Annotated in this window: 23 protein-coding genes and 3 pseudogenes; 12 read left to right on the top strand and 14 right to left on the bottom strand. The window is 55.7% G+C overall.

Annotated elements, in window-relative coordinates:
- Window positions 1–44 precede the first annotated feature (44 nt).
- The 4 genes from ACZ522_RS00525 to ACZ522_RS00510 form a co-directional block, all read right to left on the bottom strand.
- A complete protein-coding gene (locus ACZ522_RS00525; protein ID WP_379695258.1) occupies window positions 45–1,202 on the bottom strand; it encodes an alpha-galactosidase in 1,158 nt (385 codons plus the stop codon).
- On the bottom strand, window positions 1,199–2,317 hold the full coding sequence (locus tag ACZ522_RS00520; protein ID WP_379695260.1) for a mandelate racemase/muconate lactonizing enzyme family protein: 1,119 nt from the start codon (window positions 2,315–2,317) through the stop codon (window positions 1,199–1,201). Before ACZ522_RS00520 ends, ACZ522_RS00525 begins: the two co-directional genes overlap by 4 nt.
- A gap of 266 nt (window positions 2,318–2,583) precedes the next feature.
- Window positions 2,584–3,348 (bottom strand): IclR family transcriptional regulator, encoded by a 765-nt coding sequence (locus tag ACZ522_RS00515; protein WP_379695262.1) that lies wholly within the window; start codon window positions 3,346–3,348, stop codon window positions 2,584–2,586.
- A 703-nt stretch (window positions 3,349–4,051) separates the two neighbouring features.
- Window positions 4,052–4,885 carry an SDR family NAD(P)-dependent oxidoreductase gene (locus ACZ522_RS00510; RefSeq protein ID WP_379695264.1) on the bottom strand — a complete coding sequence of 278 codons (834 nt, stop codon included), beginning with the start codon at window positions 4,883–4,885 and terminating at the stop codon, window positions 4,052–4,054.
- A 728-nt stretch (window positions 4,886–5,613) separates the two neighbouring features.
- Between ACZ522_RS00510 and ACZ522_RS00505 the strand changes: the two are divergent.
- A pseudogene (locus tag ACZ522_RS00505) lies at window positions 5,614–5,787 on the top strand (IS5/IS1182 family transposase); the annotation flags it as partial.
- 132 nt (window positions 5,788–5,919) lie between these two features.
- On the opposite strand, the gene ACZ522_RS00500 reads toward ACZ522_RS00505, so the two are convergent.
- Window positions 5,920–6,192, bottom strand: coding sequence for a hypothetical protein (locus ACZ522_RS00500; protein ID WP_379695266.1), 273 nt, complete (start codon window positions 6,190–6,192; stop codon window positions 5,920–5,922).
- 459 nt (window positions 6,193–6,651) lie between these two features.
- Here ACZ522_RS00500 and ACZ522_RS00495 point away from each other — a divergent pair, with 459 nt between their 5' ends.
- Window positions 6,652–7,854: a Cdc6/Cdc18 family protein gene (locus tag ACZ522_RS00495; protein WP_379695268.1), complete on the top strand. Its 1,203-nt coding sequence runs from the start codon at window positions 6,652–6,654 to the stop codon at window positions 7,852–7,854.
- Here the strand turns inward: ACZ522_RS00495 and ACZ522_RS00490 are convergent.
- Both ACZ522_RS00490 and ACZ522_RS00485 read right to left on the bottom strand, forming a co-directional pair.
- Complete coding sequence (locus ACZ522_RS00490) at window positions 7,851–8,225, bottom strand: hypothetical protein (protein WP_379695270.1); 375 nt, start codon at window positions 8,223–8,225, stop codon at window positions 7,851–7,853. The genes ACZ522_RS00495 and ACZ522_RS00490 overlap by 4 nt on opposite strands.
- Window positions 8,225–9,013, bottom strand: coding sequence for a ParA family protein (locus ACZ522_RS00485; RefSeq protein ID WP_379695272.1), 789 nt, complete (start codon window positions 9,011–9,013; stop codon window positions 8,225–8,227). The genes ACZ522_RS00490 and ACZ522_RS00485 overlap by 1 nt, the downstream gene beginning before the upstream one ends.
- Window positions 9,014–9,768: 755 nt before the next feature.
- Between ACZ522_RS00485 and ACZ522_RS00480 the strand changes: the two genes are divergently transcribed.
- Window positions 9,769–11,334, top strand: a complete 1,566-nt coding sequence (locus tag ACZ522_RS00480; RefSeq protein WP_379695274.1) for a hypothetical protein — start codon at window positions 9,769–9,771, stop codon at window positions 11,332–11,334.
- A gap of 588 nt (window positions 11,335–11,922) precedes the next feature.
- Here ACZ522_RS00480 and ACZ522_RS00475 read toward each other — a convergent pair.
- On the bottom strand, window positions 11,923–12,324 hold the full coding sequence (locus ACZ522_RS00475; protein WP_379695276.1) for a PIN domain-containing protein: 402 nt from the start codon (window positions 12,322–12,324) through the stop codon (window positions 11,923–11,925).
- A gap of 3 nt (window positions 12,325–12,327) precedes the next feature.
- Window positions 12,328–12,588 (bottom strand): AbrB/MazE/SpoVT family DNA-binding domain-containing protein, encoded by a 261-nt coding sequence (locus ACZ522_RS00470; RefSeq protein WP_379695278.1) that lies wholly within the window; start codon window positions 12,586–12,588, stop codon window positions 12,328–12,330.
- A gap of 557 nt (window positions 12,589–13,145) precedes the next feature.
- Between ACZ522_RS00470 and ACZ522_RS00465 the strand changes: the two genes are divergently transcribed.
- On the top strand, window positions 13,146–13,478 hold the full coding sequence (locus ACZ522_RS00465; protein ID WP_379695280.1) for a hypothetical protein: 333 nt from the start codon (window positions 13,146–13,148) through the stop codon (window positions 13,476–13,478).
- 311 nt (window positions 13,479–13,789) lie between these two features.
- On the opposite strand, the gene ACZ522_RS00460 is transcribed toward ACZ522_RS00465, so the two are convergent.
- Complete coding sequence (locus ACZ522_RS00460) at window positions 13,790–14,017, bottom strand: hypothetical protein (RefSeq protein ID WP_379695282.1); 228 nt, start codon at window positions 14,015–14,017, stop codon at window positions 13,790–13,792.
- A gap of 806 nt (window positions 14,018–14,823) precedes the next feature.
- Between ACZ522_RS00460 and ACZ522_RS00455 the strand changes: the two genes are divergently transcribed.
- The gene (locus tag ACZ522_RS00455) at window positions 14,824–15,027 is read left to right on the top strand and encodes a DUF7970 domain-containing protein (RefSeq protein WP_464391635.1); all 204 of its coding nucleotides are present in this window, start codon (window positions 14,824–14,826) and stop codon (window positions 15,025–15,027) included.
- 51 nt (window positions 15,028–15,078) lie between these two features.
- On the opposite strand, the gene ACZ522_RS00450 is transcribed toward ACZ522_RS00455, so the two are convergent.
- The 3 genes and pseudogenes from ACZ522_RS00450 to ACZ522_RS00440 form a co-directional block, all read right to left on the bottom strand.
- Window positions 15,079–15,813: a DUF8164 family protein gene (locus ACZ522_RS00450; RefSeq protein WP_379695284.1), complete on the bottom strand. Its 735-nt coding sequence runs from the start codon at window positions 15,811–15,813 to the stop codon at window positions 15,079–15,081.
- A gap of 328 nt (window positions 15,814–16,141) precedes the next feature.
- Window positions 16,142–16,443, bottom strand: a pseudogene (locus ACZ522_RS00445) (aldehyde dehydrogenase family protein); the annotation flags it as partial.
- Window positions 16,444–16,473: 30 nt separating this feature from the next.
- Entirely contained in the window at window positions 16,474–17,217 is a 744-nt protein-coding gene (locus ACZ522_RS00440) for a hypothetical protein (protein ID WP_379695286.1), read from the bottom strand.
- Window positions 17,218–17,634: 417 nt separating this feature from the next.
- On the opposite strand from ACZ522_RS00440, the gene ACZ522_RS00435 reads away from it, so the two are divergent.
- The 5 genes and pseudogenes from ACZ522_RS00435 to ACZ522_RS00415 all read left to right on the top strand — a co-directional run bounded on the left by ACZ522_RS00435 (window position 17,635) and on the right by ACZ522_RS00415 (window position 21,426).
- Window positions 17,635–17,913 carry a hypothetical protein gene (locus ACZ522_RS00435; RefSeq protein WP_379695288.1) on the top strand — a complete coding sequence of 93 codons (279 nt, stop codon included), beginning with the start codon at window positions 17,635–17,637 and terminating at the stop codon, window positions 17,911–17,913.
- Window positions 17,904–20,357 carry a hypothetical protein gene (locus ACZ522_RS00430; RefSeq protein WP_379695290.1) on the top strand — a complete coding sequence of 818 codons (2,454 nt, stop codon included), beginning with the start codon at window positions 17,904–17,906 and terminating at the stop codon, window positions 20,355–20,357. The genes ACZ522_RS00435 and ACZ522_RS00430 overlap by 10 nt, the downstream gene beginning before the upstream one ends.
- Window positions 20,358–20,454: 97 nt before the next feature.
- Window positions 20,455–20,742: a hypothetical protein gene (locus ACZ522_RS00425; protein WP_379695292.1), complete on the top strand. Its 288-nt coding sequence runs from the start codon at window positions 20,455–20,457 to the stop codon at window positions 20,740–20,742.
- A gap of 12 nt (window positions 20,743–20,754) precedes the next feature.
- Window positions 20,755–20,931 (top strand): annotated as a pseudogene (locus ACZ522_RS00420) (hypothetical protein); the annotation flags it as partial.
- A 108-nt stretch (window positions 20,932–21,039) separates the two neighbouring features.
- On the top strand, window positions 21,040–21,426 hold the full coding sequence (locus ACZ522_RS00415) for a hypothetical protein (protein ID WP_379695402.1): 387 nt from the start codon (window positions 21,040–21,042) through the stop codon (window positions 21,424–21,426).
- Window positions 21,427–21,737: 311 nt separating this feature from the next.
- Here the strand turns inward: ACZ522_RS00415 and ACZ522_RS00410 are convergent, their stop codons facing one another.
- Window positions 21,738–22,460 carry a hypothetical protein gene (locus ACZ522_RS00410; RefSeq protein ID WP_379695294.1) on the bottom strand — a complete coding sequence of 241 codons (723 nt, stop codon included), beginning with the start codon at window positions 22,458–22,460 and terminating at the stop codon, window positions 21,738–21,740.
- A 189-nt stretch (window positions 22,461–22,649) separates the two neighbouring features.
- On the opposite strand from ACZ522_RS00410, the gene ACZ522_RS00405 reads away from it, so the two are divergent.
- Together ACZ522_RS00405 and ACZ522_RS00400 are read left to right on the top strand one after the other, a co-directional pair.
- Window positions 22,650–22,874, top strand: coding sequence for a hypothetical protein (locus ACZ522_RS00405; protein ID WP_379695296.1), 225 nt, complete (start codon window positions 22,650–22,652; stop codon window positions 22,872–22,874).
- Between the two features lie 242 nt (window positions 22,875–23,116).
- Window positions 23,117–23,770 (top strand): hypothetical protein, encoded by a 654-nt coding sequence (locus ACZ522_RS00400; protein WP_379695298.1) that lies wholly within the window; start codon window positions 23,117–23,119, stop codon window positions 23,768–23,770.
- Window positions 23,771–23,798 lie beyond the last annotated feature (28 nt).

Below are 23,798 nucleotides of genomic sequence, written 5' to 3'. Positions count from 1 at the left end.
GAGGCCGCTCTGATGACCGAAACAGACACCGCCGGCGTCCCGTTTTAGACTCCGGCGAGCCAAGAGAGGTGCGCTTCGGTCATGAGCGCGTGATTGTAGACAAAGAGGCTTCCCGGAGTAACTTCTTGAACGGCCGCGACCGTTCTCTCGAACTGTTTTTGCGTCGGTGTGACGTCCGGATCAAGCGTCACGGCGGCGTGAATCTGCCCGTCGAACGAATGCCGAAGCGTCTCGACGCAGTCTCGTCCGATTGCCGTATCGCTAGTGTAGCAGAGAGCGGTTACAGAGTCAAGACCCGAGAGCCGGGATAGGTCGACGCCTGCGGGCACACCGTCTGTTGGACCGTGGCCGAGTCCGTCAGAAACCAAGTAGTTCAACGACACCGACCCGCTCACGGCCGCGAGTTGGTCCACAAGGTCCGTGATAACGCTCGTGCGGAATGAGATGAGATCGGCTAGGTGGTCCATCTCTTCTGTGAGCGCCTCGAAACTCGGGTGTGGATCGTCGGGTGCCGCGAGCGATTCCCGGCAGAGGCGTCGCACCTCAGCCATCGCCGCTTTAAAGTCGACAGGGTGCTCCGCGGCCGCTGTCCGACAGCCCTCGCATCCGCATTGAGAGAGGAGTACCCGACCTGTCGGCGACGAGATTGCGTGGTTCTTCGAGTGTCCAAACTGCTGGCCGTGCCCGTGGAGGACATCCGGAAATCCGAGAGACTCCAGATCGATGCGCGAGACGCCCCGGTCGGCGAGCGACTTGACGACGGCCGCCAGATACGCCTGTACCTCGGGATAGGAGGGACAAAGAGCGTGGTCGTGTGAATCGCCAAACGCGCTCTGGATGCGGAATTGGTCGTTCGCAGTGCCGAGGCGGGTATTGTGCATGCAGACAGTCCACGCGCCGACGACAAGATCCCGTTCCGTGGCCATGTCTACGAGGGACCTGACGGCGTCATTCTCCCCATATACCTCGTTGGTCGGCGGGTCGATGGACGTTTCGGCGAACTTCTCCGAATCAGGAGCGAAGTAGCAACCGCCTGGGAACCGTTCGAACAGCGACTCCGGTGACTGGGGATCGAGTGTCTGAACTGAATGGTAGTAGCTAGCAACCGTGATACCATCGACGCCCGCCTCGGCCAGCGTATCGATGGCTGTTGACGGTTCACGAGCGAGAACTGTCCATGGGTACGTGAAGACGTGCGTCATTCGTCGGTTCGATATTGCTGCACTTTCTCTTCGTCGACCGTCACGCCGAGTCCGGAACCGTCTGGAACTGGGATTTCCCCGTCGGTGACATCGAACGGCGTTTCGAGCACGTCGTCCTCCCACCCATAGTACACCGAGTCGGGCGCAAGGTTGATTGCCGGGGTGGCGGCCACCGTCTGCAGGACCGCCGCAGTCTTCACTCCGAGGTCGAATCCGCAGTGGTGCGAGACGGAGACTCCCTGCTTTGCGGCCATCACAGCCTGTTCCTGTACAGCGAGAATCCCGCCTGCAGGTACAATATCGACGACGGCTACATCAATGGCGTCCTCGCGGAGTAACTGCGCGAGATTCCGTTCGAAGTAGGTGTCTTCGTTGACGGCGATAGGGGTTTGAGTCCGAGAGCGCAACCTGCCGTAGGTTCCATACGTGTCGATGCGACACGGCTGTTCGATGTACTGGAGGTAGATTCCTTCATCCTCAAGGGCGGCAATTGACCGAATCGCCTCCTCAAACGTCCACCCCTGATTCGGATCAAGTCGGAACTCTAACTCGCCGTCTGCGGCGTCGTCCATCGCCTGGATCCGATTAATGTCGGTCTGCCAGTCCGGACCTGCCTTCGTCTTGAGGACACCGAACCCGGCGTCACTGGCGAAGGCGGCGTGCTCGCGGGACGTCTCTGGGTCGAGAATGCCGAGACAGAACGCGACCGGAATCTCATCGACGACACGCCCACCGAGGAGCTCTGCGACCGACGCACCGAGTCGCTTTCCATGGACGTCCCAGAGCGCCATCTCGACCGCACCGAGGAACGGATGGATGCGAGTGTATGGGAAGTAGAACGTCTCAAGAAAGCCCCGGATGTCGCCGACCTCTCGGCCGACAAGTTCGGGGGCGATCACGTGATCGACGATGGCTTTCGAGGCTTCCGGGGACTTCATCGTGACGAGCATCTCACCCCAGCCCGTGATGCCCTCGTCGGTGTCAACTCTGACGAGGAGCCGGTCGACCTCCGTGACCGAGTCATGGTTACTCCGGTATGGTGCGAGGCCGTACTCCTCCTCCAGCGGCTTGACCGCTATCTGGACGGGGATGGCTTCGACGCTACTGATAGCCATTGTAGATACGACCTCGCTTCTCCTATAAAACTCATTCCCCTTTCCGGCACGCCCGTCAGTGATGAGAACTGTGCAGGGACGTCACCAGCGAAGAACCCGTAACCCGTTCTTGAGTACTACTGGCCCCGGTTATGTTCCCTCATGTCGGAATTCGGGGTAGAGAGCTCGTCGTCGTCTCGTTCGGATTCGGCTTATTGTCTTCTCTTGAGCAGCGACCATTCATCTATTCGTTTGACGAACACAGGTCTGCTCGTCCACCGGAACGTTCACGAGTAGGTAAGTTTGAGTTCGACAATGTTGGTCACATCGTGGAGCGTCTCGAGCAAATTCGAGTCGATCCGTTCTTCTGAGAGGTGGCTAGTCGGCCCCGAGAGCCCGACTGATCCGATAACGCGGCCATCGTTGGATCTAATCGGCGCGGCGACAGAGCTGGAGCCGATGACACGTTCCTCTCTGTCAAATGCAATGCTCCGTTCGCGCGTCTCCGCCAATTGCGTCAGAAGGGTCTCGCGGTCGGTCACGGTCTGGTCTGTGTAGGCCGGCAGTCCGTGTCGTTCGATTATCGTCTCTACCCGGTCGTCGGGAAGGTACGCGAGGATGGCTTTCCCCAGTGCAGAGGCGTGGAGTTGGACGCACTTGCCTGGCGTGATGTCGAGGGGCACTGCGCCGGGGCCATTTTCCGTGTAGAGGATCACTCCTCTCCCCGCTTCCTCAATGAGCAGGCTCACTACTTCGCCCGTCTCTTCAGCCAGTTCGTCGATCTCCGGCTTTGCGACGGAGTACACCTTGCGGATACTCCGCGCGTACTCGCCCAAGTCGAGAAACTGGAGGCTGATACGATAAATACCGTCTTCCTTCACCACGTAACCACGCTCCATCAGCGTACTCAGGTGACTGTGGACGGTACTGTCGGGGAGGTCGAGCGCCTCGGCTATCTTCGTCAACCGCGCCCCGTCAAGCTCTCTGAGCGCTTCGATGATATCGAGGGACCGCTGGGTCGCTTGCACTGGGTTCTTCGCTTCGTAGCTCATCGGGGGATAGAGACTCTATTTCGAGCCGAGCCGGAAATATTCTTCGCCTCTCATTGTCACATCTATTGAACAGCCGATATATAGCTCTATAGCTGCTCTCCGTGCTGTTTTCTATCTTCCCGACAGCTGTTTTACCATCGCTGAATTTGCTGGATCGTCTCGCGTAACCACGAACGGGCTCAAACGTTACGCTACTGTCAGTGTGAGATCGGCATTACGAAACTACAAATGTAACAGTCATAGAAACATAATTTCATGTGACTCATATAGTAATATTACTGACATCCATGTCCAAAACGTCTGCAATTGGCCCGCTAAACGCTGTACTCCGGCAATAACCAAATAAACGTCGAGTGCTCGGTTATTGATGTGGCGGTCGTACCCGAGGTATCGTTAGAATTGTTCACGTTCATTCACCAATGCTGAAAAAAGATAGAGTCAGGCTCTCTATATCAGGTACGTTTCACCCATCTATCCGTAGGGGTTGCGGATGAACCTAGAGAGTAGGCTGATGAGAAGGACGGTTACACCGGCTGTATAGCTCTCCGCATAGACGGACGGCTAAAAGACGCTCAGATGTCGAACGACCACCACTAGTTGAGTGGTCGCGCTATCAGAATCACTGAAACCCCGTCATAGACAGGAGTGACACCCTCTCGACCGAGATTCAAGAGGTAGGCAACGACTTCCGAGAACAGACGACTCAGGGCGGCGAATCCGGCTCTGGGACATCGTCGACGTCGTACATACGCGACTCCAATGACTGTGGTAGTCCAGCGGTCAGTCCCCCATCGATAACGAGTGCCGTGCCGGTGACGTAACTGGCTGCGTCGGACGCGAGAAACTGGGTCGCCTCTGCAACTTCCTCGGGATATCCGAATCGGCCGAGTGGATACTGGTCATACCATGTCTGCCGCGTCGCTTCGTCCCACTCAGTCTCGCGTTTTGCGGCCAGCGCTTCCGACTGTATCGTCCCTGGGCAGATGACGTTCGACCGGACGCCGTAACGTCCGTACTGTGTCGCGATGAGCTTCGAAAAGCCGAGAATACCGCTCTTTGCGGCAGTGTATCCCGTGAGCCCGATTCCTGTGAGACCATTTACCGAGGACATGTGTATCATCGAACCACCGCTGGAGGCGACCATATACGGTATGGCCTCGCGCGCGCACAGGAAATGGCTCTTCAAGTTAAGATCGACGAGGCGATCCCACGCAGCCTCGTTGAGTTGGTGAAGGTTGTCGTCACCCGTTGACGCGCCAGCATTGGTGACCAGGATGTCGATACTGCTGTACTCTTCGACCGTCGCGGTCATGAGCGACGACACGTCCTCGGCGTTAGTCACGTCCGTCTCGACAAAAACGGCGTCACCATGATCTGAATTAACGTTCCCGACAGTCTGGCGACCCCCCTCAGTATCAACGTCGGCGACGACAACCTGTGCGCCGCTTTCGACGAATTGCTTGACAATCGCTCGACCGATTCCGGCTGCTCCACCGGTGACGATGGCAACAGCATCGTCTACACTGAATGAATTCACGGGTGTAATGCCTCGAACAATCTATTTATGTCTTCGCCCTGAATGGGTTCATCGTTCCAACGGGAGAGACTGAGACGGATTCTCGGTGATCAACCTGAGAATTAGCGCCGACACTGGGAGGCTATACTCGCAATGACATCTAAGTTCTTCTGTAGCTATTCAGATCATAAGGCGCCGTTCAGATAGCTTCGCAAGTTGGCCTTCGTTCTTATAGAAGTGGATTTTGTCCACAAAATAGTATAGACACTAACCGCTTGTCCATCTCAGGGATATAGAGACGGTTGACTCTATTTACCGTTTGAAACTGCTTTTCGATTAGTCTCAGTTAAAATGGTCACCTCAAAATATAGCCCCAATAGGACAGTGAAGGCTCAAACAGGATGTCTTACTGGGAACTACAGTCTCAGAATGTATTGTTTCCTGAGGAGATTAGAGTAAGACGGTGATGTTAATCAATTTCTCTGCCGTTTAAATCATGGTATCGAGAACAGAACCGTATCGAGAATATTGTAATTTAGATACAATACAGACCTATTGATTTCGATAGCGGTGTCGTTGATCGCTACCCAACTTGGCTGCGTCGCCAGTAAATATCACACATTATTATGTGTACATTTGATAGTACGATACGTTGTATGACGTTTGCCTGCATCTAGCTCATGATGCAGATATCTGGCCTTGTTGAAACCCTTGCTGACAAACACGACTGGTGAGTAGCGAGGAGGAAGATGGATACCTTCCCGAAGTCACGATTTCTCCGGTTCGTCGAACGTGCTATCACGCTGGCCCGTCGTGCTGTTGCTCGGTTCTCGACACGCTATTCGCGGAAGCGATTCACGCTCCGACAACACGTCGTCTTGCTCTGTCTCAAGGTGAAGAAGACGAACTCCAACCTCTTGGACTATAAGAAGCGAAACGGATATGCCTCAACCACCGTTCGAGCGAGGTCAGTGAGAAGGAGTACGAAGCTGAGCTGGAACAACGCGAGAAGGAGATTACACACGTTAAACGGTTGCTCGACGGCTAAGAGCTGTCTACAGGGCACCTATACTGACTTTTGACAGAATCGCCATCCCGCCATTGGTAATAAAAATATTCGTTCCCGTTAATTTTTTCTTCGTCAACGTCGCCTTCGTCGGCACTCCGTCCGGCATCTCGTCACCGTGTAAATCCATCACGAAATCTTTCTGCTGTTCAATTCGTTTCTTCCGCCGCTTATCTTCGGCGAGTCGTTCAGCAAGTCGGGCGATATCGTCCAGCTGCTCGGGAGTAAGATCCTCCAGTTCTTCCTCGAGGTCATTAGGCACACCACGCATCGTTCTGTTGGTTACAACGCATCGTTGTTGGTTAACTCTGCCAGGAGGACACAGACACAGCAGATTTCACGAGCTCTCTATTCAACAAGCTCGTTCAGTAAAACAAGAAACGGTCGGCACCCCAGTCACACACCATTTTTCACGAGCTCTTTTACAACGAAGCTAGTGCTAGAAACAAATCCTATCCTTTCTCTAAACTCACTCTAGCCACGTAAGAAACAGTTTTTCACGTTCTACGGACTAGCTCACACTACGGGGTAATAAAACTTTGTCAGACTAGAGTGTCGTGTTTGCCGTACAGTTGAAGCCACCCCCTTCACTCGAAACGGTAACTCGTGAAAACCGCTGTGTGAGTGGTATATAAATAACCGAGGGCTCGTGAAGCTCATGAAGCTCGTGAACGCATGGTTTTATAATCCGGGGTGAGGAAACGAACGCCTATCCAGACGTATGGGGCTTACTGAATTCACACGCGACGACCCAATATTCACCGACGAGTCCGTGCTCCGGGACTCGTACCGGCCGCAGGAACTACTCGAACGAGACAAAGAACTCGGTGAGTACCAATCGGCACTCCAGCCGATCATCAACGGAGCACCGCCGAAGAACATCTTCCTCTACGGTCAAACCGGTGTAGGGAAAACTGTCGCCACACGGCTAGTGCTGAAGCGGTTGATCAACGACCAAGAGAACTACGACGATCTTGATATCCAAGTCGTCGAACTGAACTGTAAATCTGCGTCCTCCAGCTACCAGGTCAGCGTTGACCTCGTGAACAAGTTCCGTGACGCGGAAAGCATGATCTCCTCCACCGGGTACCCGGCCACCCGTGTCTACCAGATGCTGTGGGATCACCTGAACCACTTAGACGCCACCCACGTCCTGATCGTGCTCGACGAAATTGACTCGATCGGCAGCGATGACGATATCCTCTACCAATTACCGAGAGCGAACGACAACGAGAACGTTCAGGACTGCTGGGTCGGAGTCATCGGTATCTCAAATGACTTCACCTTCAGAGATAATCTATCCGCCCGCGTGAAGGACTCACTCTGCGAGGAGGAAATCCACTTTCCGCCGTACGATGCCGGGCAGCTGCGAACAATCCTGCAGCAACGAGCAAGCAAAGCGTTCCGTGACGACGTCCTCAGCGATGACGTAATACCGTTGTGCTCAGCGTTCGCCGCCCAAGAGTCCGGGTCTGCCCGACAAGCGTTGAAACTCATATACAAGGCCGGAGACCTAGCTCGCAGCCGAGAAGAAGAACGTGTTGAAGAACACCATGTGCGTGATGCTCGGACGTTGATCGAGAAGGGGAAGGTGCAGGACGAACTGGAGTCTCTTCCGATTCAATCCCAGTTGACGTTGTACTCGCTGTTGCAGTTAGAGGTTGAGGGCGAGACACCGTGCAAACGAGCGGAGATCTACGACCGTTATCAGGTTGTGGCTCAGATTGTCGACGCCGACGTAGTGAGCGACCGGACGATCCATGACCGTATCAGCCAGCTCCGTCTGAAAGGGTTCGTCGAGCATGATGAGCGGAATGATGGTATTCGAGGCGGCAGCTACTACCAGTACAGTCTCGATGTCCGCCCGGAGATCGTTGAGGATGCGTTACGTCAGTCGAGCAGGGTAGCCGAGCTGTTCGATTAGCTTTCTAACTCTTCTAATTCTTCTTTGACTTCTTCACTTTCTAATTCTTCTAATTTATCTAACCCGAGTTTGACGATCAGCGGGTAGTAATGACGGGTCTTCTTGATTGAGAGCCCGTAATCCTGCCCGAGCTCTAAGTCGAGGCGTTTGTACCCCATACCGAATCTGTCAGCGAGTTCGTTGTCGAGGTAGACTGAGTGGTTCTGCCACTCCTCCTTAATATTAGAAACCTTATCCTTCTTTGCTTTCACTGAGTTCTTTGAAGTCTGCTCCTTCGCAGAATTCTCTTCGTTCTTTTCTTTCTCGTCTTTCTCGCCTTCGAACCGTTCTGCGAACCGGTCCTTGACGGAGTCGCTGGTATCGTTCACCATTAGGCCATCACCTCAGATTCTTCTTCGACGTCCTCCGCCAGCTGCAGATAGTTCTCTTTCATGTCTGTGTCCTCGGCTTCCTCACCGAAGATCGAGCCACCTGCACTTAGTGAGCGTTTGACTGCTGCTCGATGCCGGATCTTATGTACCGGACAACGGCCCTCGAAGGTGTCGCGGAAGAACTCGATATTCTCCTTTTGATCGTTATCAAGCGGATAGTGAATGTTCGAGATCACAATTGCAGACTGCTTGATCTCCACTCCATACCGTTCTTCAAGCGTCTCGATCTGGTTGAGCAGGATATCGAGAGCGTGGATGCTGCTTTCCATCGCCTCGACCGGAATGATCATATTCTGGCAAGCCAGCAAAACGTTGTCATTGATCACTCCGAGGCTTGGCGGGGCGTCGACGATGATGTAGTCGTATTCTCCTTCGAGCTGTTCGAACAGCATCATCAATCGTTCGCGAGGTTTCCAGCCGGCGGCGATCAAGTCCTGCTGCAGGGAGAACATTGAGACGTTGCTCGGGAGGACGTCGAACTCGGCGTGCTCTAGGATGATGTCCTGTATGTCGTAGTCCGTAGGCTCGTTCATCGCGTCGGCGAGGTTCGGGGTTTGAGTGTTGTATTCGCCCGTGAACCCGAGCGTCCGTGTTGCGAATCCTTGAGGGTCAGTATCCACCAGTAACACGTTGTTGTTTTTCGATGCGAGTGCTCCTGCAACGTTTAATGCATTCGTTGATTTCGCCACGCCACCTTTCTGATTCGAGACAGCCAGTTTGACAGTCATATCTTGTCGAGTGAATTGACTTCTTTGCACGTAAATCTTCGTCAGACATCTGTGATGACTTTGAAGGCAAAGAGTTCAAAGAAAGACTTGGTGTAGTAGAGGATTTGAAACAAAATATCGGGTTACAGCGGCTGTATCACGGGGATCCGAGATTAGGAGGTATGATAGAGATGGATCTCGAGTCTCTGAAATCGGGCTCAGCATCGAACAGCTTTCGGATAGACGTGAGGCTCTTGTTCAACAGTACGAGCCTCTACACCCGAAGCAGTGGAAGGACAGCATCAAAGCAACCACTGTCCCGATTGGGTTATCTGCCGTAGTTCCATTGACGGTTAGAGGACTGCACGGGGTTGGCTAGATAATGACTGTCCCGCAGTCAGTAGTGGTTATTGAACCTTTGCTCGTCTTCTTTGTTTGGCTTGTCGGGTCCTTCTGGACTCTACACTTTGTCTGGGTTCAAGTCACCGAAAATAACGACGATCTGCCGGAATCACCTCTTACAGACAGTTCTGAAACCAGTAGACAAGCGGAATCCGCTAACACCGAGTCTGAAGTGGACTTGGAGGCTGAGACTTCGACCGCTGACAATCATTAGATCCCAGCTCAAAACCAACCTAAGTAGGATCAGAGACAGCACTACCGCTATTCCGGAGTCGCAGTCCCTTCGTCTTAATAGGCTATTTTCGGCAACAGTCTCTAGCTACGTAGGGCGTATTTTAGATATAACGAAGTTATCTCGTACTTGTCACGAACACATGCCAAACGATAACTCCGGTGTGGTGAACAGGCGTCGACTCCTACAGCTGGTCGGTGGGACGACCGTCGGACTTGGCCTTTGGCCGGGCGCGGCAAGCGCTCGTGCATTCACGTTCGATGGCTGCGAAACGGTCCGCACCGACACGGATGGCAACTTCGCAGTCGTCGACACCGGTGACGGCTACGAGGGTCGGGAACTGTCGTCCGCTTCCCGGCACGATACGCCGTGGAGCCACGACCAGACGTTCTGCTACACTGCGGCGGACGGCGAGAAGGTTGTCGGCTTCATCGAGGAGAACAGGTACAGGGGCACCTGCGAGGGGGACAGCTGCACCCTCCACGTGAACCCGAACGACTGCACCGTCGTCGGTGCTCGAGAGATTCTGGAGAGGCTTGACGGCGACACCGTCGGCATATGCGATAGTGTGATCGAGCCGGCCTGCAATCCGTCGCTCCCACAGGCCGACTGGGTCGACTTCGCTAGGACGTACGTCAACGAGCGGAACGCCAGCGCCCAGTCGCTGGTCCAGACGGCCGACCGCGGGTTCGCCCTCACGGGGTGGCGAGAGACGGCCAACGGTGAGCAGGACGTCTACCTCGTAGTGACCGACGGCGACGGGAACGTGACGTTCAGCCGGACGTATGGCGGCGAGCAGACCGAGGTGGCGTACGACATCGTCGAGACGAGCGATGGGGGGTTCGCTCTGGCGGGGTTGACGACGTCATTCGGGGCCGGCGACTACGACGCCTGGCTTGTCACGACCGATCAGGCCGGGGACATCGTGTTCACTGAGACGTACGGTGACGACAAGCGGGACAGAGCGAAAGCCGTCGTTCAGACTGCTGACGGAGGATTCGCGCTGGGCGGCGACACGATCTCGGATGACACTGGTAGCAGCGACTTCTGGCTCGTGAAGACCGACGAGACGGGAGACGAGGAATTCAGCCGGACGTACGGTGGCGAACTCAGCGAGACAGCGAACGCGATGGTGCAGACGAGCGACGGTGGGTTCGCGCTGGCCGGGACGACGCTCTCGTTCGGCTCCGGCGGGAACGACTTCTGGCTTCTCAAGACGGACGAGGAGGGCAACAAGGAGTTCGCCGAGGCGTTCGGCGGTGAGGGGTTGGAGGTGGCGTCCTCGCTGGTGCAGACGAGCGACGGGGGGTTCGCTCTGGCGGGTTCCACGACCTCATTCGACCAAGGGGGTGGCGACTTCTGGCTCGTGAAGACCGACGAGACGGGGAATGAGGAGTTCACCAGGACCTACGGTGGCGACGAGCTGGACCTAGCGGACGCGGTCGTCCAGACCGACGAGAGGGGGTTCGTTCTGGCGGGGTTCACCGAGTCGTTCGGCGTCGAAAGCTCCGACATCTTCCTGGTCACAACCAACGCGATTGGCGAGACGATGTCCGAGCGGACATATGGCGGTTGTGGGGACGACCGGGCGAGGTCCCTCGTGCAGACCGCCGACTGCGGCTACGCCCTCGCCGTCGAGGTGGTCGGCCAAGGACGTGATCGCGCTAGCGAGATAGCGCTCGTGAAGACCGTGGCCGATCTCAGGTGACCCCGGCGTCGTGGGGAGCGATCGTCTGGTCGGGCCCGGAGCACCTGCCGAGGGTGAACAGGCGCTGGATGAATTCGCGGGACGCCTTCTTGAGATTGGTTCAAACGCGGTCGAGCGGCCGGTGAGAGACGAACGCAGATCGCTCGAGGCACGATTTCAGTGTTTCCTGGGTGTATCACGCGAGAGAATCGTGTCCCGGATCTAATGATTCCAATTCCCACGTTCTGGGCTACTACCTCGCGGGATACGCACCCTATATTTAGCATGACAGTTGAATCCTATCACTGATTGATGGCTTCAACAGAGGCAAAAGATCAACTCGAAAAGTGGCCTACTCTCGGAGGGCAGGTAGTTGACTCCTACATAGATCTCTGACACTGCCTCTAACGAGCGCTGTCACCAGCAGTTGAGGAGTTCCTCCACTTCGTCGGAGGTCGAGCTATTGGTTGTCTGGGCGTGGTGCGTTCTCGTACCTGTGAGAAGTGGACGTCCGCGGGCATGATTCAGAGATCTCTACACCTCCTCCAGGGTCAGATATCGATGCCAACAAGAGTCTCGTCTGCGGAATCAGCGCTCAGACTCAGGACATCACTCGTCAGCGTATGTCTCTAGGGGGAGTCGATCAAGACCAATAGTATCGTAGTCTTTCTCACTCGATAATACCGTGTCCTCTTCCGTCGCAGCAATGCCAGCGTGAAGGGCGTCGAACGGAGTCATGTGGTATTCCTCAAGAAACGTTGCAGCGGCGAGAACGGCCTCCTCGTGCTCCTCAGGTTGTATTGGGACTAATTCGAGAAGGTTAGCGATTGCCCGTGGGGCGTCAATCTCATATTCAGACTGCTCTCGATCGTAAAACAGCACCAGTATCTCTGCATAGGCTAAAATGGAGGTGTGAATATCGTCTCGGTCCTGGAGTGCATGGAGGGCCGATTCACGGAGCCAGTCCTCATCTTTGACTAACGCTGTTAGAAAGTCGGTCTCTACGTACACGATTCAGCCCTCTTGCCGCCGTGACCGTTCTTCGTCTTCTATCTCCTGCTTAATATGCTTTCGAGCGGCTGTTTTCAGCTCGTCGGCGTCCTCTCCTTCGAAGGCGTCGCCAACAGCTGCGCGAATTCCTTCTAGTGGATCCTCGTCGACAGGGAACAAAGCGACGTGGCTAGGAAGCTCGACGATTCGGTACTTGTCGCCGAACCGCTCCCGGACATCCTTAGGGAGATAGATTCGCCCGCGCTCGTCTGTAGATTTCGACATTCTCTCACCAACTACTACGGGAAGATTCTAAAATCTTCCCGTCAGACAAAATCATTTCCCATGCAGTCATAGCATGAATCGTACAAAACTGTGGATCGTCGACGACTATCAGAGAGGATTAGAGGGAAATACAGAAGAGCCGACATATGAAGCAATTTCTTTACTACTTCATGACGTTCAATTGTCTTCGAGTTCCAGAAGAGGAATAATCTCTCTGATGAATTAATTCGGATTGTCTTGCGTCTCCTGCTCAACCGTCGGCTGGAACTCCAGCGTCTCGTTGACGACCGGGTAGCGTTGCTCAGTGGCCATAATATGTAGGGTAAGATTACGACCTTTTAGAGACGATTACAGGTTTGGTATGCCGGCCCAAGCCCTCTCTCCTAGTAGTAACGGCTCAGCAGGTACGACGGACCACGGACGCGTGTTCTAAGAGACCGTAGACGATGGGACCCGTCGTTCATTCGCATCCAGACCCACCGACGCACGAGCGCCATGAGCACATTAGTAGCGGTCCAGACTCCTCACATTAAGAGGATGGACGTTCTACAGGCCGTATGGAACCGCGCCGTCGCTATAACATGGTGTCGCAGAGAGAGGTGGCGCAGGCTGTTTACCGGTTCACACCAGCCGGAACGCAGGAGATCGCGGATGTGATCGGACTCTCCCGCCAGTGTACCGCACACCACCTACACGCCCTCGAGCGCCGAGAAAAGATATGGAGGAAGAAGGTGGGCCCCACGAACGCCTGGATGCACCCTCGTGTCATGAAGGACCCCGACGGCGATACGGATACGGATGCGGAGAACATCGAGCCAAGAATTCACGGTGACATCTACCGCACCGCGAACGATCAGCCCTTCGGCTCGATGCCCAACAGGCTGTATTGAATGTCTTTTGCTCCGTAGCATGAGAACAGAACGTTTCGCACAGACCTTGTACTGCTGACTAACTGCACTTCCGGTGTCATGCTAAGTGTCCGGACGTCCTTCGACGGAGTCCTGCAAAAAACGGCAAGAGTAGCACTTTCAGGCGCTATTGGCAATGAACTCAGGCTCGGACTGTCTGGAGGTTGGGTTGAGAATGTAAGACGGAAAACGGTAGAGATGAGTGGCTTCCGTCACGATTTCTCGCGTTTTTGCTCCGTGGAAAACGTTTGTGAGAAGCGCCAGCCAGTCGATGGAAGAGTCGACAGCAGGTCTCAGCGGGGGTAGACGTGGTCGGCATGGAGCCACACCTTCGTCGGGCCGATTTTCTTCGACCATACCCACGGGTTTGGGTGACGGTCCTCGATGTTCTGAAGACGGTAGTCGGTCGCTTGTCGGCTCAGCCCGACGTAGTCGGCGACCTCCTTGGTACCGGCGGGGGTCAACTCCTTCACGGCTGCTTTGAGATCTTCGTCGCTTACCTTACTCTGCGGAGCGGCCATACTAGCGGTTCTCGCGGCTCGATCTTAGGTTCACTCCTCGCCCGAGCCTTAACCAACATTTGAACCAGTTTCTCTCGTAGTGTAGGTTAAGACTGATGGGGTGTGCACCCCACTCGTGGTGTTCCCTGTTCTATAGGGCACTCATGCTAGCACCTATTTACCAGTGAAATGCCGTCGCTGCTGATTCAGGCTATCTCTCTCGCGCAGTGGGTCGACGTGCGAGCTGTTACCATCGTGACACGCCACCTCACCAAACGTTCCTACGAAGTCATTGATGTCACGAAATTCACCAGGGTTTAAGACGAACAGGGAGACGTCGTCCATCGTCATCGATTCCTCTAGTAAGTCCTCCTCGGTGGGGAATTCCGCAGGCCTATCGTACTTTGCTGGATCAGCGTGGCTCTCGTTTTGGACAAGGATGTCGAACGGCCAAGGGCTTTCATCGAATCACCTCTACAGCGATACGCACTGCACTCCTGATACACTCAGAGTGATTTCCCTGACCAGATCTCGTCAAGAAGAATTCGTAGGTATAGAGATAGTGTTCGATCTCACTCAGCGCCACCCATGTCGTGAGCGGAATCGGCGGGCAGTGCAGATCGGTACGTACTACTATTCGATTGACTTCACGGTATTGCTGTAACCATCCTCTACAAGACGGTCTATAGGTTCAACGCTTCTCATTAACTAAGCGGGGGACTCCCAAGCAGATACATCAGATGTTGACGAGGAAACCGAACCGCAGGAGAAAGAGAAGATGACGGGGCCGGCGTTCGGCTACGACGACGTGAAGCAACGGCCACTGTATGCTCGAGAGTCGTAGTGGGACGCCTTCGAGGACGCCCTCGCGCTCGAGGGGGGAGCGCATCCTCCGGAAGCACGACGTTCAGGACGCGCCGAAGCGGGAACTCCACGATGCGGCGCTGCGCGTCCTAGCAGAGCATCCAGAGGAGATTGCGACGGCGCTATTGGAGGAGCGGGGAATTAGTCCCGTCGACGTTTCGGAGTAGTACCTCTCCGCTGTGAGTGTCCTTTAATTCGCTCCCTTGACAGTAGGCTAACTACAGAATGTATGTTATAATCCCGGTCTGATATATTGAGTATGCTAGGGCGATTAGCGCACTCAGGATATATGTAATGATCCCAGTCTGATATATTAGACTTGCTAGGGCAATTAGTGCGCCAAGGATAGCAAAGCGTTGGGGCCAAGGCTCATATTCTTCAACCTTAGACTGCACATGAATCTCAACTACTGCACTAGATTGGAAAGCATCCAGCCGGTCGCTATACAGGAGGAACATTTGGAAATCGTAATCTCCTGGTTCGGCATCTTCAGCAATGTCCAACTCGACCTGAATTGGGGCATGTTCACTCCAGTCCCCTTCTGCTACAATTACTGGATAGAGTCTTTCTAGTGCGTTATCTTCTGGTGGTGACTCAAACCCCGGATTATCAATGAAAAGAAGTTCAGATAGGAAGAGTGTGGCTGAGTTGCCCTGTATCTGATGAACAAGTTGATTCCCCTCCTCAAGAACTGGCCCACCAAATGATACATTCCCCTCATTATCCTTATGGAACGGAATTACTATTTCTCCTCCCGATAGAAGTGAACTGTAATCAAGGAATACTGACATTTTGTGTCGTTCAATCTCACCGTATCCCGTTAAATATACGCTGAAAGTTGTCTTCTCACCCTGTGATACAGAAATTCTATTTGTTGAGGTGACAATCTGGTACTTTGGTGTCGCTGTAGGTACTCTCCTTAGTGGTCCCTTTAGGTCGAATGTTTTATCCATACGGTATCGAACAATGTATCCATGTTAAAATTTCCTGTAATTTACTGGCATGTACCGGACGACTAATTCCTAGCCTTTCTAAATCCCAATACCGCTGCCAAAGATGACAGAAAACATACACAATGTTCCCCGGTAAGAATAGAACGAAATTTTAGCTGAAATGCACCCCGCTATAATACCACCAATGGCACGTCGAATTAAAAACCGTCTCAGTTACTCAGTAACCGATGATGCCTGACTGTTAAACAAATATTCTCTGTATATATGGTTGAGACGTAGATAATTGGTCGAGTTAAGTACTATACCAACGCTTTAACGGTGTGATGGAGAAGGAATAATTCCACGGTATGACTGCAAGGACAGGACCGAGCGGATCGTATCGTGTCTTTACCGTCGTCCCGGGCGGGCTCAGGTGACTGTCTTCGGCGAGGTACACACTTGAGAATCGGCGTAGTGATCACAAACCCACGCGCACTTGTCTACCTATTTGACCACTTGCGCGATCGGTTTGCCCATGTCGCGCGTCATCAGTTCCCACAGTTCGCGCTTTCAGTCTCGGAGCACATCGCCTACGTTAGCAAGGAGTTCCTGTCGTTCGCGCATTGGCGTCTCTTGCCACTCCTCAAATGCATGAGATCGACCTCACCGATTAACGGAGCCTCACTCCCTATTGTTGAGGTGCTTTTTTTGGATGAATCCGCCGTATTCGGGGACGACCGGGACGTCTTCTGCCGCCGATTCTCGCCGGCGCTTGAGCCAACTTTGGACTTGAGATTCGACCATATCCATGGCCTCGTCTTCCCCATGCTCTTCGACCAGAGCCGCGAAATTGAGGGCGTCATAGTCCCGGTACTCCTCGTACGGAATCCTTCCGCTCCAGTAGAGGTGTTTCATCTCCTTGGTGGACATACTCTCACCGTCCTTATACTGCGCTTCGACCGTGTCAAGCGACACTGCAGGGTCTGTCCCGTGGACTTTGAACAGAGTGCGTGCGGGGTCGACAGAGAATCCTTGAGAGACGTATTCCAACTGAACAGCTTCAGAGACGCCGTTGTCAAGTAGGGGATAGAATACGTGGTCTTGCAACCCCTCTTCGGGGCTGTACTCCGAGAGAGCGCGGTATAGGAGTGTGAAAAGTGCTTCAATCCCATAGAGGAGAGGATCGTCGCCCTCCTCGGTGCCGACGAGGTCGCTGAATACGGGTTCTAAGATACTATCATAGGAGTCTGCGAGGAGTTGAAAGTCGATGAGGGTATGACGGAGGCGCTGGCGGATACGGTACTCCCGCTGGCGCATTGCGGCCTCACTCTCTTCGCCGTCTAAGGTCCCCATCAAATGCTTGCGTTCTTTTTCGTTCAAAATCCCCTTCGGCCGTGCCGCGAAATCGTCACTTGACTGTCCCATAACGCAAATACGTTATCTCTAAATTGATAAATCTTATTGTAGAGGAGCATAGAGTAGTAGATGGTCAATGAGCTCTCCTCGAAGCGATGGCGGCTCAGTATGGCTCCGGTAATGAGTGACAAAGCCCAGAGGCGCAAGCAGCAAACGAGATGGCAAGCGCTCAGGGACGTATCGAACACGCCGCCGGGGAAGTCTGGCAGGACCCATCCCGGTTTCGGCGTGCGAAAAGTACCACGACGCGCCGATTACCAATCGACACGAATGAATCGGATTCCAACCGATTCGCGGGAAGGCGCTGCAACGCCTTCAGTGCAGACCGTAGGCACGGTCTGTTCAGTACTTCGACGTACTGAACTATGATTCTTGTGCCTTGGTCTGCCCGCCGAGTGGTCCACGTACGGGCCGCATACTGGCTGAATGACCACACGACACGCTAATACGCACGATTTCGACGCCCTAACGACTAACGTTTCAACGCGGCGAGTCCGCTGGCGGGAGGACCGCAAGACGGCCGTCACCGTCCTCGCGTCCGTCCGATACAGGGTCGGTGTCGTCGAACACGTCCGCAGAACGACCGTCCGTCAGCGCGGCGGCGAACCGACCTGCGACGTCAACGACGAGGCGACGTTCGAGGACTTCCCCACGTGGGTACGCCGCGAACTTCAGTCGGACTCCGGGGTGTCCCAGTGGCAGTAACCCCGACCCCGCAGATGCCGGCGAGCGCGGTCGCCCGCGTTGACGCAACTGATCGAACTGCCGCCCAAGTATGGCAGGCAATCGCTGAGAGCGAGGGATTCCGCAACGCTCTTGTCGACGCTGTCCGGGATGTGCTCGCTGGGGTTCCCCGTCTCATGCGTCCGCATACGCTCAAAGATGCGGGCGTCACCGCCAGTAGTGGGGTGTACGCTACTATCCTCACGTCTCTCGACCGTCCAGCGGAGACGTGGCGCCACGCTTTGGCGCTGGAGACGACCACCCGCTTCGGGAGTTCCGGGCTGACTGGTACTGGTGACTGCCTACCCCTCGAAGGACTTTCAGAGGGGCCGCTAGCCGCCCTCGACGCCGCTGACGCATCACCGACACTCGCAGTCCGTCTCTCCGCGTCGTTTCGAGAGCAGGGCTACGAGCGTCGTCACGATGTCGTCGCGCTCCTTGCCCGCCTCGGAGAGGTGTGCGATGTCCGCGTCGTGACGACCTGCCTCACAGCCCGCTGGATGGCACGCGAACACCGCGGCGCACTCCCATCCTCGTTTAGGGAAGCGGCAGTTACCACCCTTCGGGGTGAGCCCCCCATCACCGAGCGTGTTGACGCTGCCCGGGACGTCCTTGATCCAGAGGATACCGCGGTCGCCATCCTCCGCACACTCGCCGATGAACCAGGTGAGACGCTCTCTTACTCTGAACTTGTCGAGAGTGTCACCGTCAAGAAGGCACGTGTCTCACAGATTCTTGGTGACCTCGAAGCACTTGACCTCGCCGAACGGTTCGGCCCCCGGACCGACAAGCATGTCGAACTCCTCCCAGCGGGAACCGCGTTTGTGGACGCTCTCGGCACCGAACGCGGCAGACAGGTCGAACTTGACGCCGAGTTTAGCGACCCCGGACAAAACTCCAAACAGTGCCGTGTAACCCCGCAAGCTCACGGGGAGGGGGAAGGAGAAGCCACCGACGCAACCGCCGGGACAGCACTTTACCGTACCCGGTACGCTTCCCGCACTGAACACCACGCCGCTGCCGCAACAGCCGCAGACGGCAGTATCACCGCTGCCGAGGACCTGTTTGACACCGAAGAGATCCGAACACGGTGGGTATCGTATAATCCTTCCCGCAGTGAGGGGTACATCGCTGTTCGAGCGTCTGGACCCCTTCAGTACATAGTAAGCACGGCATTGAGTTTAGCCTCGCCAGAGTTCTTCGACCGGGCGCTCCCCGTCTCCCGGTTGAACAATATTGACGACTCGGCGGCGACACTCCGAGATGCAAGATGTATTGGCGGCGTCTCTGACGAAGCCGCCAATGACGGGCAGGTGCTCCGTGATACCCTCGTCAAATGGGGCAAGGTCCTCGCACAGATGACGACGAAGCTGAAACATGGTAAGTACGACGACCGCAATCGATTCCGCGGCGAGATAATGCGCTCAGCACACGGCCTCGCCGGGAGTATCGTCCATCTCCTCGATACCGCCGGCATCGACCTCGTCCGTGAACTTCGTGTTCCACAGTGGCTGCCACACGAGAAGCTGGCCGCCCTCGCGAAGACGGTGAGTCTCGCGACGGCAATCCAGTCGAAGTACGGTGTATTCACCGTCTACCGTCAGGTGTTCGAGCAGCGAGAGGAGAAGCGTCGGGCGGCTCTCTCACCGGACGTTGACGCCGCCAACCCGTTCGGTGAGTTCATCGGTGGAATGGTGCTTCGAGGACCCGACGCGAACCGCCTCGCCCGCCACGTTGAGGGGCATCTCGCTACGCCGGGAGCGATTCACGAGGACGCCCCAGAGATTGCTGTCCGCGTCCCTGTTGGAACAACGGATCGGTCGGTATTTGCCGAGACGGTCACCCAGATGTGCCAGGAAAAGAACCTCGCCCCAACTCGCGAGGCCGTCACCGTTCTCCGAGCTCTTATGGAGTCACCGTATGCCGTCGCCGAGGCCCTCTATGCACTCGGAGCTGAGGATACGGGTCGCGGCCTCTGTCTCGACGAGGTGCGGATGGCACTTGCCACCCTTGACGCCGACCGCATCCTCCCTGACGCCCCGCCGACCGCCAGGAAAGCAGTGCAGGTACTTCTTCGGTCGGCGACGCCGCTCTCGCAGGCCGAATTGGCTGAGGCGGCAGACGTCTCGGCACGGTCCCTCCGGCGGCACGTCGAGTGCCTCGCGGCGCTCACCGTCGTCCAGGAGACTGACGAGGGGCTTCGCTTCGCTCTCCCAACTCGCGATGAGCGGGGTGCAGATATCCGCCCGGCCGTGCTCGACGATCAGAACGCAGCACGGCAGGACTTACTCTTCGACGTCGCCCTTGCGGTCGTCGACGATACTGACCGATTTGGTGATCCAACTGACCACTCTGTCAAGCGTTCGGAGCGACATTCGATGAGGGCCAGCTTCGAGGGGCGGTTTCTGGGGTCAAACCCTGGATGAGAACCGCGAGGTTGTTGTGCGACGAGCCGGACCCCGTCCCGGAGACAGTAACGGTTGGGAAGAACCCGACCCAGACGGCACTCCAAGAGGTGAACGTATGACCGTTCTCAACTTCACCGACTTCGATGACGTCCGGGAGTTCATCAACGCACTGCCAGCCGACGAACAGGACTTAACGACGGAAATCGTCGCACCGCGTGTCGGTTGCACCGTACAGACCGTGAATCGCCATCTGAAGAAAATAGTCGACGCCGAGGCGAGGCCACAAGTTGAGCTCCCAATCTGGTTGTTAGAGGTCTACCAATTGATATCTCGCCATTTTATCGTTCGACGGATTCTGGATGAGGATATCCCGCAGTACTCGCTCTCCCTAAGAATAGAATAACAGCGAGGACGTATGAGGCGACTGAAAACCACAAATTCAGTAATAAATACTAACCCCATGGCACCCCCCTCCGACGAAGCGGACGTCAACGCCGGCAAGCGATTAGGACTCCAATACGGTGAGCACGGACAATGTACAGCCACAGCGCGATCAACCGGCGAACGGTGTCAGCGCCCTGCGACCGGCGCACACCAGAAGTGCCGCTTCCACGGTGGAGCGTCCACCGGACCGAGCGATCCGTCGGAGTTAGAGGGTAACCAGCACGCCGCGGGAAACTCCGGTGGTGGTGCACCCCCGATGAATACAAACGCCAAGAAGTCGGGTGCGTGGTCGGATTGGGAAAAGGTCTACGAGCGTGTTGACGACGACGACCGTGAGTATATCCACTGGATTGCTGACGACGCGGTCGAGACGGCCCGGGAGTATGCTCCCGATGTCGAGAAAGATCGTCGCGAGCGTCTCGCCCGAGAATACGCCACGCTATACATCCTATGGCGCCGAGCCACTGTCGACACGTTCGAGCGGGGGATGGGACTTGTCGAGACGTACGACCTCCCCGACGGTGGGACGGTGACGGCGCCGAAGGCAAACCCAACGCTTCGACGTGGCCTCGACATTAGTGGCCGCCAGCGCACCATCGCCAAGGAACTCCGTTTGTTCCCCGGGTTCCGGGACTCCGACTAACCCCGAATGGCCACATCTGTGTTCACTCTCCCGTCAAGTCGATCCAGGTCAAGCTCCTTCAGAATGCTTGGCGACGCGCTCACGAACCACACCTCCTAGATCCCCTACTAGAGCTACTACACACTCGTACGTTAGACCGTGTACGACCGGTATGGGGCGGTGGTCGGGATCCTCTGTCGTATGACCGGTTTCGTGATTAACTCGACGATTTGGCGTTGGGTGGTTTCGCCTACAAAGAGACGAAGACCCCTAATGCCGAGTGTAACCCGTCACGCCACATCGTCACGGTCGTGTTCTCGAAAGGGAGGGTGTTAGGTAGCTTCGTCGGCGACAGCGGGAATGAACCAGTCGAAATAGAACTCGGTGACCAACTGATGGTGCTCTCGGATGACCTCGACAATGTCGATCTTCTCGGGGTTGTGCCTTGCAGCGTCGATCGAGTCTAGGTAGTCGGTCTTCCTACCATCCGATTTCAAATAGTCTCGGAACGGCTTACGGTCGATGAGGAACGAGTGGTAGATATCGTACTCGTCGTCAACCCGCGTCATCTCCTCCCAGCCCGTTAGGCTGAGGAACACCCGGTTCGGGGACTTGTGAGTCATATACGCGCGTAGGCGGCGAATCATCTCGTCTCTTCTCGGGATCTTTCGCTCGTAGAGTTCCGAGTAGTATCGTTCCTTGAATTCGTCGTCGAACTGTTCCCTGACATTGTTCGCGCAATCGTATAGTGAGTACGCTGTCGCGTAGTAATTATGGATAATTCTGGTCGCTTCGTACAGGAATATCGTCTTGTTCGCGTCAAGCGGTACGTCCTGTTCCATGTATGGCGTGGAGAGGTCAACGCTGTATTCGTCGCCGAAGCCGCTGAATTTGTCCAGGGGGTCTTCGATCTCGTCTATTTTTCGCGACCACTCATCCACCTTCAATTCAAGGAGTTCCTTCTGCCTCTCGAGCATGAAGTGGGCGAACCATACCGACCGTATGTTGTCCTGCACGTCCTCGTTGAGCGCGTCCCAGTCCTCTGCTGATGGCATGTTACCACATCACGCCCCTGGGACTTAACGCTATTTTTTGGAGTAGCTCATTAGCGCACCTCACTGGTACTAACGTACCCGTGGATTTCGTACGCTAAGTGGGTTCCCTGCACCCCTTATTCCGGGGCATAGAACCCAGAAGGGACCGTCATCTGTTTACCTCACTTGTCCCTATTCGAGGAAAGCCAAGTGGTTTTCGACACAAAACCGCACGACTGCGAGGAGGTCGCCGAGGGCGAGGTGAGTGTTTCGCCGGCGAGTTCGACCGTCGAGGAGGACGACGGCACGTGGTTCGCCTACGGCCGGGCTCAGCGGGGCTGGTCCGCGACCTACATGTTCGTGGGCGAACTGCGGCGGCTCCATGTCTCCGACGATACCGAGGTGCTGTTGGACGGCGAGCCGTACGAACTGTAGTCCGACGCATCCGCTATTTTTCACGGTTTGTCAGCCTGCCGTGAGAGATATCTACTCGGGAGGGGGGTTTCGGCAGGGGCGGGTTCACTGGAAACGGTGGTCTGTGCGGGAGAAAGTGTCAAATTGCGGTGTGTGGAGACGCAACGGCTTTAGCCCACCCCTCCAGTGCAATTGTCATGGACGAACGAAACGAATATTGGACGACTGAGTCGGTCTACGTCCTCATCGGAGGTGGTTCATAGATGTCGGACGCTCACGACGACGATGGCGATGACGACGAGAGTCCCTTCGGACTCTTCGGCCTTTCTGACACGTTCAAACACATCCAGAAGACGTTCGAACCCGTCAGGAGAGTCGCGGCTGACGCTAGGGAGACGTCCCGTCCGGTTCGAGAACAGGCGAACAACCAGTGGGAGACGTTCAGAGCCGCGGAGGGGTCACTCGAAAATGTCGCTGCTGCCAACGAAACGGTCATCAACGCGACTGCCTCAGCCCCCAATGCGATGCCCGACCTCGAATCGCTGTTCGCGTCTGCGCAGAAGCTCGACTCAGTGACAGCGGCGCAGGTCGACGGCCTCGCCAACACGATCGGGCAGGCCGAGACGCCGACTCGCGGTGTGTCGAGGAGGCGGCGACGGACGACGACAGCAGCATCGGAGGCGACTCCAGTGTTTGGCCTGCGAGAGTACCTGCGGCTGTTTGGATCACTGATCCGATCGGTCATCAACACAATCACAACCAAGAGACAGCGAGAATTGGCTACGAAAGCAGCTATTGGAATAGTGGCTGTCCTCATCATCGCATTTCCTCGGCTATCGCAGATCCCCCTCGCGCCGGTCAGGGCTAAGAACGCCGTGTCAACGGTCAATGAGTGGTTCCCGGGAGACACGGACTAAGACTGCTCGCTAACGCCCAGCTTCGGCT

The sequence above is a fragment of the Halopelagius fulvigenes genome (assembly GCF_055398025.1).
This window is presented reverse-complemented; position numbering and strand designations above follow the sequence as displayed.

What these genes read in the sequence shown, in the direction of transcription:
- ACZ522_RS00525 (WP_379695258.1), bottom strand. Translation starts at nt 1,202, where the DNA reads ATGACGCACGTCTTCACGTACCCATGGACAGTTCTCGCTCGTGAACCG.
- ACZ522_RS00520 (WP_379695260.1), bottom strand. Translation starts at nt 2,317, where the DNA reads ATGGCTATCAGTAGCGTCGAAGCCATCCCCGTCCAGATAGCGGTCAAG.
- ACZ522_RS00515 (WP_379695262.1), bottom strand. Translation starts at nt 3,348, where the DNA reads ATGAGCTACGAAGCGAAGAACCCAGTGCAAGCGACCCAGCGGTCCCTC.
- ACZ522_RS00495 (WP_379695268.1), top strand. Translation starts at nt 6,652, where the DNA reads ATGGGGCTTACTGAATTCACACGCGACGACCCAATATTCACCGACGAG.
- ACZ522_RS00490 (WP_379695270.1), bottom strand. Translation starts at nt 8,225, where the DNA reads ATGGTGAACGATACCAGCGACTCCGTCAAGGACCGGTTCGCAGAACGG.
- ACZ522_RS00485 (WP_379695272.1), bottom strand. Translation starts at nt 9,013, where the DNA reads ATGACTGTCAAACTGGCTGTCTCGAATCAGAAAGGTGGCGTGGCGAAA.
- ACZ522_RS00480 (WP_379695274.1), top strand. Translation starts at nt 9,769, where the DNA reads ATGCCAAACGATAACTCCGGTGTGGTGAACAGGCGTCGACTCCTACAG.
- ACZ522_RS00470 (WP_379695278.1), bottom strand. Translation starts at nt 12,588, where the DNA reads ATGTCGAAATCTACAGACGAGCGCGGGCGAATCTATCTCCCTAAGGAT.
- ACZ522_RS00465 (WP_379695280.1), top strand. Translation starts at nt 13,146, where the DNA reads ATGGAACCGCGCCGTCGCTATAACATGGTGTCGCAGAGAGAGGTGGCG.
- ACZ522_RS00460 (WP_379695282.1), bottom strand. Translation starts at nt 14,017, where the DNA reads ATGGCCGCTCCGCAGAGTAAGGTAAGCGACGAAGATCTCAAAGCAGCC.
- ACZ522_RS00455 (WP_464391635.1), top strand. Translation starts at nt 14,824, where the DNA reads ATGCTCGAGAGTCGTAGTGGGACGCCTTCGAGGACGCCCTCGCGCTCG.
- ACZ522_RS00450 (WP_379695284.1), bottom strand. Translation starts at nt 15,813, where the DNA reads ATGGATAAAACATTCGACCTAAAGGGACCACTAAGGAGAGTACCTACA.
- ACZ522_RS00440 (WP_379695286.1), bottom strand. Translation starts at nt 17,217, where the DNA reads ATGGGACAGTCAAGTGACGATTTCGCGGCACGGCCGAAGGGGATTTTG.
- ACZ522_RS00435 (WP_379695288.1), top strand. Translation starts at nt 17,635, where the DNA reads ATGACCACACGACACGCTAATACGCACGATTTCGACGCCCTAACGACT.
- ACZ522_RS00425 (WP_379695292.1), top strand. Translation starts at nt 20,455, where the DNA reads ATGACCGTTCTCAACTTCACCGACTTCGATGACGTCCGGGAGTTCATC.
- ACZ522_RS00415 (WP_379695402.1), top strand. Translation starts at nt 21,040, where the DNA reads ATGAATACAAACGCCAAGAAGTCGGGTGCGTGGTCGGATTGGGAAAAG.
- ACZ522_RS00410 (WP_379695294.1), bottom strand. Translation starts at nt 22,460, where the DNA reads ATGCCATCAGCAGAGGACTGGGACGCGCTCAACGAGGACGTGCAGGAC.
- ACZ522_RS00400 (WP_379695298.1), top strand. Translation starts at nt 23,117, where the DNA reads ATGTCGGACGCTCACGACGACGATGGCGATGACGACGAGAGTCCCTTC.